This window comes from Hyella patelloides LEGE 07179 (genome assembly GCF_900659865.1).
Classification (GTDB): Bacteria; Cyanobacteriota; Cyanobacteriia; order Cyanobacteriales; family Xenococcaceae; genus Hyella; species Hyella patelloides.
Genome location: NZ_LR214000.1, coordinates 1 through 11,227, shown reverse-complemented (window position 1 = coordinate 11,227; position 11,227 = coordinate 1). Strand labels below are relative to the sequence as shown.

11 protein-coding genes are annotated in these 11,227 nt (G+C 38.1%); all 11 read right to left on the bottom strand.

Translation table 11 applies throughout. From position 1 onward, the window contains the following. The coding region (locus H1P_RS25675) for a transposase family protein (RefSeq protein WP_144872852.1) at positions 1-237 on the bottom strand (237 nt) is incomplete at its 3' end. 302 nt (positions 238-539) lie between these two features. After that, on the bottom strand, positions 540-1,025 hold the full coding sequence (locus tag H1P_RS25670) for a hypothetical protein (protein WP_144872849.1): 486 nt from the start codon (positions 1,023-1,025) through the stop codon (positions 540-542). A 79-nt stretch (positions 1,026-1,104) separates the two neighbouring features. Next, a complete protein-coding gene (locus tag H1P_RS25665) occupies positions 1,105-1,491 on the bottom strand; it encodes a RidA family protein (RefSeq protein ID WP_222427233.1) in 387 nt (128 codons plus the stop codon). 192 nt (positions 1,492-1,683) lie between these two features. Beyond that, complete coding sequence (locus tag H1P_RS39980; protein WP_425461554.1) at positions 1,684-1,809, bottom strand: hypothetical protein; 126 nt, start codon at positions 1,807-1,809, stop codon at positions 1,684-1,686. A gap of 143 nt (positions 1,810-1,952) precedes the next feature. Next, positions 1,953-2,741, bottom strand: coding sequence for a hypothetical protein (locus H1P_RS25655; protein WP_144872843.1), 789 nt, complete (start codon positions 2,739-2,741; stop codon positions 1,953-1,955). A 151-nt stretch (positions 2,742-2,892) separates the two neighbouring features. Next, complete coding sequence (locus tag H1P_RS25650) at positions 2,893-6,132, bottom strand: efflux RND transporter permease subunit (RefSeq protein WP_144872840.1); 3,240 nt, start codon at positions 6,130-6,132, stop codon at positions 2,893-2,895. Positions 6,133-6,175: 43 nt separating this feature from the next. Further along, a complete protein-coding gene (locus tag H1P_RS25645; RefSeq protein WP_144872837.1) occupies positions 6,176-7,774 on the bottom strand; it encodes an efflux RND transporter periplasmic adaptor subunit in 1,599 nt (532 codons plus the stop codon). A 241-nt stretch (positions 7,775-8,015) separates the two neighbouring features. Next, entirely contained in the window at positions 8,016-8,495 is a 480-nt protein-coding gene (locus tag H1P_RS25640) for a helix-turn-helix domain-containing protein (RefSeq protein ID WP_144872834.1), read from the bottom strand. A 353-nt stretch (positions 8,496-8,848) separates the two neighbouring features. Then, the gene (locus H1P_RS36535; protein ID WP_186376144.1) at positions 8,849-9,001 is read right to left on the bottom strand and encodes a hypothetical protein; all 153 of its coding nucleotides are present in this window, start codon (positions 8,999-9,001) and stop codon (positions 8,849-8,851) included. Positions 9,002-9,049: 48 nt separating this feature from the next. Continuing rightward, the gene (locus tag H1P_RS25635; protein ID WP_144872831.1) at positions 9,050-9,640 is read right to left on the bottom strand and encodes a GNAT family N-acetyltransferase; all 591 of its coding nucleotides are present in this window, start codon (positions 9,638-9,640) and stop codon (positions 9,050-9,052) included. 461 nt (positions 9,641-10,101) lie between these two features. After that, a complete protein-coding gene (locus tag H1P_RS25630; RefSeq protein WP_144872828.1) occupies positions 10,102-11,067 on the bottom strand; it encodes a hypothetical protein in 966 nt (321 codons plus the stop codon). Positions 11,068-11,227 lie beyond the last annotated feature (160 nt).

Below are 11,227 nucleotides of genomic sequence, written 5' to 3'. Positions count from 1 at the left end.
TCGTGCTATCGTATCATGAGATGGAATCCCGTTCGGCAATTCTAAAAAGGATTTGAACCAATCATATTTACAGTGACCAAATAATTCTATATCAGACCAGGTTTCTGCGACACTAATTACTGCACAAAGAGTAATAGTAATAATATCAATCAACTGATGTAGCTTAGTTCTATCTAATCTCGGAGCTTTGATAGATGAAAAATGTTCTTCTATTGTAGTTTTTGGTCTTAGTTTCATGACTAAAGATAGCCAAAATTAAGTTTGATAATTGGGTCATCATATCATCAATTCTAAGAACTAATTCTGTCTTCAATTAATTGTTAATTTTACTGAATTTATCATGTTTTTACTCGGGATCGCGTCGTTAAAAAGAAGCACTTCATACTACTACTCTTCTTTTTTGACTTTTATCCTTTCTTTCTTCAATTATCTGTTTTCGCTCAATTTAAGATGCGTTTGCCCTGTCTATCCAAGGTTAGAATGATTGGTTCTGTTGATAGAGGCTGATAATCAATAGTAAAAAATGCTATCGCGTTAGATTAACGATCGCGTTTTAGATCGTAAATAACTTTATCAGCTAACCAATTGGGAGAACGACCAGGATTTCTGGCTAATGTACCAGATAAAAGACGATTGGCTGTTTGTCGATCATTTACAAGTCTGAGTAATTCCTTACGTAGTTTAGGTTTAGTGCGATCGAGTAAAGGAGCATTATGGTTACTTACCGCAGGTATAGAGTTAACCAAAGAAGGTTTATAAGCGCGAGTTACATGATAACCAATAACACCAGTACCTACTGCCAAACCAGTAATACCAACAATAGTTTTAAAATCGTCTGTAGGTTCGGGATCTCTATAGCGATCGCCATAACTATCAAAATTCTGGCTTAAAATTAATTCGGTGCTATCAGATTCGTTAACCAAATTATCTTCATTGGCGCGAACGGGTAACGCCATCAAGCTACTAGCAATGCTCGTACTAATTAATGTTGTCAGGATTGTTTTTAAAGTGAATATCTTGTTCATATTGATCGATCGTCGATTTGTCTTTACATATATTTTGACGATCAAATATGACAACAAAATGTCATAGATGCGATAAAAATTAAGAATTGGGAATTACTGCAACTGCATCAATTTCAAACAACATTTCATCACTTGCCAGTCTAGGTACAGGAATAAGAGTGCTGGCTGGCTTATGATTTAACCAAAAAGATTTTCTCTGGGCAGAAATTAAACGTAGTTTTTCTTCATTGTGATTGACTGAAAGAATTGTAATTTTTACCACATCTTCTGGAGTAGCTCCTACTGCTGTAAGTGCTGTTCGTAAATTGGCAAATGCTTGTTTTAATTGAGTCGCAAAGTTACCATACTTTCCGTTTTCATCTGCCCCTCCTTGTCCTGCTATGTAAACAAGTTTTGCCCCAGATGGCACAACAACAGCTTGAGTATATCCATAGTCAGATGGATCGTTAAGTCCAGGTGGATTCATAAATTGCATTGGCAAGAGCCTCTTGATACAGTTGCTTTTCTGAGTATTTTTTCAGTCTACGAGTTATACCAATTCTTCTTCACTAGCTAGATACATAGCACATTATTTTTTCTTCAGAAAAAAGATTAAAACGATTGTTTACAATAACTCGGTGACTTTTTAATCTTTTTAAGCGATCGCCTTATTAGAAGTCTATTGTAGATACAATCCTGACACTACAAAAAAGGCAATGAGAGTTGAAGAAATCAAGCCAAAGATAATTGCCATACATAGAGGAAACCACTTGTCTTCGCTAAATGCTAGGGGAAGTAAATCGATTACTGTAGTTAAGCTGGTGGTTAAGATGGAGCGAATGCGATCGCTTTTTACTTTGAGCCAATCTACAATGACCGAAAACCAAACTTTATGATTAATTGACTGTTGCTAGTAAAAAGCGATATTATCTACTGTTTGATTAAATACTAATCATCATCAATATCTTTCACTTGAAATAGCTCATATTTTTTTTGCCAGATTCTTTCAGACATTCTTGTGTAAAGATTATCTATTTCATCTTGATTAAAAATACCTTTATCAACTAAACTCTCCATTAATATTTCTGTCATTGCCTGATTTTCCGTCATTTTATGAATTGCTTTTCCCAAAACACTACCAGGTGATAAGTTTTTATTTTTCTTACTATTTATCTCCTCTAATCGAATTTCATGCTTTATTTGATTTTCATTTTTAGACCAGTAACTTAGTCTTAAAACCATTGATCGAGGTTGATCGTCAATACCATATCTTATTACTTCAAGCTCTTCACCCATTTCGATATCGTTTTTGATCTTTTTTTGATCTTCCTCATTAACATGAACCTTGGCATTTATGTGAAGATTATCATTTTGAAAATATTCCTCATATGAATAAGGCTTAAGGATCATATCACCTATTTTTAAGGAAGTAGCTTGAAGAGGTTCAATCTCTTCAATATCAATTTTGTAATTGCATAATGGAGAATCTTGAGTATGGCTAGAAGAATAATTGCCTATTTTCCAGTATTTCACTATGTTATTAGCTTCTTTATTGGAGATTATAGAAGTTTTGTTCGCATTGCTAAGTATTGAGTTGAATTCTTTGCGTGAATTACCACCTCTGACTTTCGTTTGTATCTTTAATTTTTGTACAGTTTTTCTAGAATGTTTAGATTGATAATTACTTGTTTCTAAGATTTTGCAATCTAAAGTTACTTCACCAAAATTAAATATCATAGTTGTTAGTAACGACTAAAAGTTTAAGATTAAATGCTCAGATTGAAAACTCAATATACTTGCATTCCTGATTGATGTTAACAAATGGCTAGTATAAATGCACTTATCGATCTATGTGGATTTCCGCACCTTGATTCCACAGCCCCACATTTTAACTCTCCTGAGAGATCGCTTTATTAGAAGTCAACTGTAAATATAAACCTGGGACTACGAAAAAGGCAATCAAAGTTGAAGAAACTAGACCAAAGATAATTGCCATACAGAGAGGAAACCACTTGGCTTCGCTAAATGCCAGGGGTAATAAGCCGATTACAGTGGTTAAACTGGTAGTCAGAATCGGACGCAGGCGATCGCTCGAACCAAATGCCGCAGCATTACGAACATCCATCCCTTCTTGACGACGGGCATTCATGCGATCGACCATAAAGATAGCGTTGTTAACTACAATTCCTGTGAGAGAAATGACCCCAATCATGGCAGGGAAGGAGAAGGGAATATTAAACAACCAGAAGCCGACAAATAAACCAATGGTGGCAAAGGGGATAGTCAGCATAATGATAAATGGCTGAGTATAGGAGGCAAACTGTAAAACCAACAGGGCAAAGACTAAGAAAATAGCAACGATGAGCATGATTCCTGCCGAACCAAAGGTTTCAGAGCTGGTTTCTGCATCTCCACCAAATTTATATTGATAGCCTTGAGACCAACCTTCCTGCATTTTGTCTAGTTTGGGCTGTAGTTGAACCAAAATGTCGCTATCATAGATGCCTGTACCTGGTATATTTTTGGCTAACACAGTAACGGTACGGATTGTATTGCGATGGTTTATGGAAAGAGGGACTAAATCTTGCTTTAAGTCCAATACTGAGTCGGCAGAGATGACTTTTCCTTGCGGCGTAATTACCCGCATCATGGCAAACTCATCTTCGCGGGAAGGGCCACCCACTGCCCCATCTTGGGAAGGCCAAGCAGAACTAAGTTGAATTTTGAGATCTTCTTCGCCACTACCGATGGGAAATTCACCAATCTCCGTATCGATGAAGAGAGATCGCCCTTGCCAAGCGACTTCATTCTGACTCAAACCGTAAAAATCTAAAGCTTCTCGTCGCGGTGAATATTTGTAATCGGTTTGTAAACCGCCGAGATCGTCGCGGACATCCATTGTGCCAGGAATTTCTCTCAGGGCTTGCTGTACCTGTGCCGACATTTCCCGTAGTACGTCCATATCTGCACCGCTTAACTCTACCTGGATCGGGTCGAAAGTATCCCCTGTTTTTTGATACTGCATTGCCAGGGTAGAGTCTGGATAATTGTCTAAAATTTGGGCTAGTTCTTCCCGCAATTCCTTAACATAGATGTAAGAAGGCTTGGTGCGTCGATCTGCGGTAGTAAAGATTGCCGAAAAACCGACAAAATAATCAGCAGTTTCGGGTTTTATTTCTCCCGAACTAATTAAATCGCTTCGTTTACCGACTAACTTAATTGAACTAGCAAATACCTTATTACCATTGGGGTCGCTGTAGTTACGAATCTTGGCACCGATTTCGTCGGCAACAGCTTGAGAACGTTCAATGGTGGTAGTAGGAGCTAATTCGACATTAATACTAAGTTTGCGTTGGTCGCTGTCAGGAAAGAGAGTAAAAGATAACTGGGAAGCCAAAACTAAACTAAATACCAACAGAGCAACTGTCCCCATCGTCCAAAGACGGGCTATCTTACGATTGCGGACGGTATTATTTAAAGTCCAATTAGTAAATTTCTCCGTAGCAGTGACGGTCAGGCGATCGATAAAAGTAGCTTTGTTATCCGCCTTAACATTGCCTAGGAGAAACTTAGATAGAGGGACAATAATCAACAGGGCAATAACATAGCTGAGAACCAGACAAACAATCGCACTGAGAGGAATTAAGCGGACAAATTTACCCATCGACCCAGAGATTGCCATCAAGGGAGCCATGGCTAAAATAGTGGTTAGCTGTCCCGCTAAAGCAGGAATAGCATTAGCCCTAACGGTTTGAATTGCTGCACGATTAAAACTGAGCTTTTGGACAAAAATACCATCATGAATTCCTTCTAAGATGACAATAAAGACATCCACCATCAAACCGAGAGCCAGAATCATCCCCACCAGCACCATGTTGTTAAGGGTTTGACCACCCAACCAGAGAACCAGGATTGCCCCCAGGAAAGTTAAGGGAATTGCTAAACCTGCGATCGCTGCTTCTTTCCAAGTCAGGGCAAATAAGAGAATGATAAAGACACAAATGGAAGCTTGGAGGACATTATTACCCAGATTAAAGAGATCGTTATTGATATATTCCCCATCATTATTAATGACTTTGTACTCCATTCCTTGAGGCCAGAGATTGGGGTCTTGTTTGGTTTGCTTGATCGCGGCGAGTGAATCAGTAATGACTTTAATCGAATCTGTCCCAGGAACTTTCACCACATCCACATTAATGGTTTGGACAAACTCCTCTCCCTGCCAGCTAAAAGCAGCGCGATTGGTTTCCCGTTCTAAATCCCGTCGAACTTCCGCCACTTCCTCCAAACGCACCACTCGATTTTCATTCAGGCGAGCCACGGGTAATTGCTTCAGGTCATCCAGAGTCCGAAAACGTCCGTAAAGTCGAATCTGCCCGCCAATGGCATTATCTCGCACTCGATCCCAAGACATATCCTGATTACCAGCTTCAATCGCTTCCTTGACTTTATTAGCCGAAATACCCAATTCAATTAAGCGTGGGGGAATAAGCTGAACATGAATAACCTCTTCTCGCCGTCCCGCTAAGTCTACTTTACGAACATTCTTCACCTGTTCGAGAATGTCCTGTAGCTCTTTAGCAGCATTACTTAAAACCACAGAGTCCAGGTTTTCTCCATAAAGAGCAAGGGTTAAAACTGGAGCATCTTGTTGGGAAATCTGCTCGAATTCTGGCTGCTCTCTGTCTTCAGATTCGGGAGGCATATCAGGGGTGGCATCATCCATCTTACCCCGCAACTTTTGAATCGACTCGTTTACAGGAGCTTCCGCCTTAAACTCCACATCTACCAAGGAGAAGGAGTTAAACGAACCACTTTTAATTTTTTTAAGCCCAGGCAAACTTTTAATCTTATCCTCTAATTTATCGGTAATTCGATTTTCGATCGTCTCGGCATCTGTCCCCGACCATTCCGTAGAAATGATTGCTTTTGCCAGTTGAACGTCGGGATCGGATTCTTTAACCATGGAAAAGTAACCCATAATTCCGCCAACAAAGAGCATAAAACTCAGTAAAATGCCGAGAACTTGACGGTTAAACAGGAATTTTTCTATAGGAGAAGGCGGATTTATGCTTTTCGCTTCAGCTTTTGGGATGGGCTTAGAATCTTTTTTTGTATGAGTTTGCATAATTAATTAATTATTTGATTGATGGTTAACCTAAAAAATGTGATTAATTATTCGAGCCGACTAACCTCACCGAAGATCCATTTACTAGACGATTTTTACCATCCGTAACCACTAATTCCCCCTCAGCCACACCCGCTTTAATTTCCTGATAAGCTAATCCTTCAATTCCCAGTTCCACTGGACGTTGTTCCACGGTATTATCCCCTTCGTTGACTACAAAAGCATAGGCTTGGCGGTCGCGAATCACTAAAGATCCCTTGGGAACAACTACTGCTTTGGGGTTAGAGTCTGTGGCAATCCACACTGATACTCGTTCCCCTACCTTGAGATTTTCTTTGCCTTCCGCGATCCGAATTCTCGCGTTTACCGCCCTACCTCCAGGGGTTACGGCGGGGTTGACTGCAAAGATATCCCCTTTAGCCTGTGCCAGATCGATTAAATTTTCACTGCTTAAACCTTTAATCGAAGCTTGAGTTAAGTCTGCATCCCGAACTATATATGCAGTCTGATTAGGACGTACTTTTGACCCATCAAAAGCAGGTAATTCTAAATTAACTTCCAATTTATTGGGGTCAACCACCATCATTGGCACTGATTCCACCACCTCTTGATAGTTGCTGGTGCGAAGGACTTCAGGCGACCAATAATCTCCCTCGCGGATATTGAGATATGCCACCACACCATCAAAAGGTGCAGTCAAAACCGTATCTTCTAAAATTACATTGCTTTTATCCAGCCTGGCAGATGCGGATTTTAATCCAGATTCGGCGGTTTCCACCTGGGTTTGGGCTGCTAAAAGTTGACCTTGGGCTGCTGCTATCTGGGCTTGGGTCGCCCTAATCTGACTTTCTGCTGATTTCACACCAGCATTGGCTGCCTCTAGATTAGCTTCAGCATCTAGAAAATTAGTTTTCTTCAATTCCACTTCTCGTCGTTGGATTGCTCCTTCGGCTACTAATTCCTGATAGCGAATCAAATCGGTTTCTGCAAAGTTACGACTGGTTTTAGCTTTGCTAAGATCGGCTTTAGCTTTAGCTAAATTTTGTTCTGCTTGGGATAAATTTGCTCTTTCTGCTTCTAATCCAGCTTTTGCCTGTTGGAGATTTGCTAGAGCATTGGTAATTTCTTTTCTCGCTTCCGCTTGGCTCGCTGCTGCCACAGTTATATCTGCGTTGAGTTTGCGCTGGTCGATTCTGGCTAATAGTTCTCCTGCTTTGACAAAATCCCCTTCTCGTAAATCTTGCCCCTCAATTTGTTTAAGATAATTAATCGTGCCAGCGGTTTGAAAAGTTAAATGCTTAAAACGAACGGCAGCTACTTCCCCATTACTAAATACCCAAGCTTCAATGGGATTAATCTGCGATCGCACGGTGCGGACGGGTAAACTAGCGGGAGCAGAAACCGACCTTTGTTCTATACTTGATGGTTTTTGACTGACCGTAAAAGTTCTCCAACCTGCGATGCTCCCAATTGCTAACATTGCCAAACCAAGGAAATACCAAGGCGATTTTTTCTTTTTCTGTGCTGTATTAATGTCTGTGTTTAGACGTTCGTTCTGTGATTCTGTTAATTCTTCTTTCTGGGTTACCGAGATAGTATTTATTTCTAGTTTCTGTTTTGATTTATTATTTGCGCTATTCATAACACCTCTATTTATGACAGTTTTGTACGAATAAAAATGTAAAAATTTTGAATATTTAAAACATTTAAATTAGTAGTTTATTTGCTTATTTTATGTATTTACTATCTATTCTTTTTGCTTTTACGATCGAGATAGCCGAATAAAGTTAACAAACAAACAATTTTACCAATTATAGAATATGTTTTTCCAAAAAAAGTATTTTTTGTAACTTGAGCAATCTTTGATAGGTATAAAATCAAAATCAATTACACATTATTAGAGATTCTAAGTAGCATTTTTTAAGAGTGAGATTTTGTTGTTTTGAGAATATTATTGCTGGAGCTTTACGTTTTATTTTTCGATATTTCAAGATTCTTTTTATGGTATCTTTTGAAGCTTGGATTCCCCACTTATCTTTAGCTTTTTTAATTACTAATCCTAGGTTTTGATTGTATTGTTTTGACCAATTTATAATTTGTCTTTTCTGTGAATCGTCAAAGAGCTCTTTTCTTCCCGTCCCTGATTGGTTATAGAGACCAGCTAATCTTCTGTTAAACCAACTATTTTGCCAGTTATATATAGTTTTTCTGCTAACTGTAAAAATCTTGGCTACTTGCTCTATTTCATATCCTTGATTTATCAAGATAATAGCATGGGCTCTTTGGCGAACTTGATACTTTTTACTTTCACGATATATTCGCCAAAGTAGTTTTATTGTTTCTTGGCTTAATGTTTGATTCATTTGTCTTATCTCTTTTAAATTTGTCTCTGAATCTAAGTTTTTGTGTAATTCATTGTGCTTAGTTATTTAATTTGTAAATATCTTTCCTTGGAGATGCACAAACTCTAGCCAAGTAAAGAACTTTGCTCTATATACAATCCGTCGTAAGTAATTAGAATGCTTAGAGAAATATGATGAGAATTAACTCGGCGATTATTGCCTGAAAGGTAAAAATGTAGATAACAAATGCCAACAGCAATATCAAGAGTAGGCAAGTATATTTATTTTTAGCCAATCTCTTTAGCGGTTTCTGTTTCATGGTTAATTAATAGACCCTTTGATTTTTGCAAGAGGTCTATTAATTTTTCTCTGACTTACTCGAAATCATCAGTTCCTTGAATATGCTCGAAAGTTGATTGTATTAATCCCGATCCTAGATTGGGATGAGGATAAGTATCTGCTACAAGAAAGGTAATTAAAAAACATAGAAGAAGGCGTTCTAGTTTGATTTCCTTGATAAGAATCATGATTTTTCTCCTAAAATTTACTGGAATCGAAACCAACTTGGGGCTGAATTAGATTGACTTGGGATAGCGCACCATCGGGAAAATTACAGGGCAGTCTTCAATCTGAATAGTTTCTTGAATTTCAAAGCCGTGACGTTCGTAAAAAGCTGCACTTTTAGGATTGCAAGTTTCCAGATAAGCTATCTGATTAAAAAGATCGCACTCTCTCAACGCAGATTGTATCAATGCCGAACCATAGCCCTCGCCCTGTTTCGAGGGTTCTACCCCCAGTAAAGCCAAGTACCAATGGGGAGCTTGGGGATGAGCCTGGTTTAACTGTTCAAAGACAGTGGCTACCTTTTCTAAGTCCTGGGGTAATACAGTTTTTTTCATGTATGCAGCAAAAACATCTTGGTCGAGTTCGATGCCAGGAGAGAGCCAAAAAGCAGCCCCTGCATAATCTTTGGCGTAGTAAATGGAAAGACGATTATCGCTAGCCAACAGTTTTACCAAGCCAGGAAAACTTGCTACGTACTGCTCTTCTGATGGATAGATCCAACGTAACAAGGGGTCAGTACTAAAGGCTAACACCATTGATTTGACTATTTGTTCTAAATCGTGCTTGCCATCTAGGGAGGTTCTAATTAAAGTTGTAGTCATGATTAATAAAAAAGAATTAAGTTGTGTTGTCTTGACACTTCTTACGATACGAAAGCTTTTCTTGCTTGTCGTTGCAGTAAATGTCTGGACTTTTTTCTGAGTTAATCTCAAACAATGTCAGGTTTCTAGATTGCGATCGCCTGAGAGATTATAGTTACGTAGGCTCTAATCTTCTTGAGCCAAGGTTTTGCCAGAATGTTTGAAGGGTAATTCTTGCTACTCAAAAAAGTCTGGTAATGTCAGGTTAGATTTATAACTATTGGAAACAAAAAATTGGTAAAACAGCCTCAAAAGCTTTAGGTAATCCTGCTTGCTTCAAAACCGCATTGCCAGTAAGTCTCGATTTGATTCGCGGATCGAGATGAGTAAGTTGTCTCAAAGCGATCGGGCAAAGCCTGGCACTTCACGATTGCTGCAACGGCAACTGTAAAATAACCTATGTATCTATGTAATTGAATATTTTAATAACTAAACAATCGCTCGGCATTTTTATAATTGGTACCACACCAACCATTCCAAATTAAAATCGAATCTTCTACAAGATAAAAAGAGTTTAGAGCGTATCTTTGTTGCCAATTTATATCGCAAGCATATATTCCTTGCCATAATAGAGTTATCTCTAAATCCTTTTGTTTTACAGTAGAGATTATTTCTTCAATGTTATTTCCTAAGTGCAAATGATAAAGACTTCCGACTACAGCTTCTCGGAGACAATAAGTTACTAAAAACTCAGCTAAAGAATCACAAACATATTCCCAAGCTGTATCGCGATCGGGGTCTATCCATACAGGTGGATCGTTTCCTTCAACTTCTGTAGCACAGTGCCAAACTCCTTGATTTTCTCCTAAGAATGGTCTTTTACCTAAAATAACTTCATCTGTACTAATATTCAGAAGACTATCTTGAGTATACAAATAATCTCCATGTTCACCTGGATATTTACCAATAAATGAATAAAGATATTTCAAAGGAAGAGGAATTTTTCTAGCTGCAAGTGCTTCTAAATTTGGTTTGTATTCTACTTGTCGCTCTCCAAAAAAAGAAGATAAAAATAAATCTAGTGATTCCATTAATTCTCTAGGATTATTTTTAGTATTTAATGGCAATCGAGAGTACTTACCTAAATTTTGCATAATGGAGTGACGGTATTTCCCAGATATCTTATCTATAATAAATCCAGGAAAAACATGATTATTTACTGTATTAAAATAAAGATTTTTTTCTTTTTGCTCTCTTGCCCATCCTCTAATATCGTCCGTTTTCTTCAAACCTTGACCACTAAAATAATGACTGTAAGTATCAAATAATTTATTTATAAATTGCGGTTGCTCGAATAACAATAAATCTAAAATAGGATTGGTAAGAACTTGTAGGGGAAATCTAATAAATAAATCCGTTAATAAATTTGGTGGTGTATTAGGACTCACGGTTCGCTCAATTTAAAAAATGGTCGAGCAAATAAAGACGATGAAATCAAGTCACAGTAATAATTAGAGCGATTGGAGTCAATTAGGAACTAGCTGGGGAACAAGATAAATCGATTCAGGAATGTTCATCAAATTTAAAATTTGTCTTTGAAGGGAATTC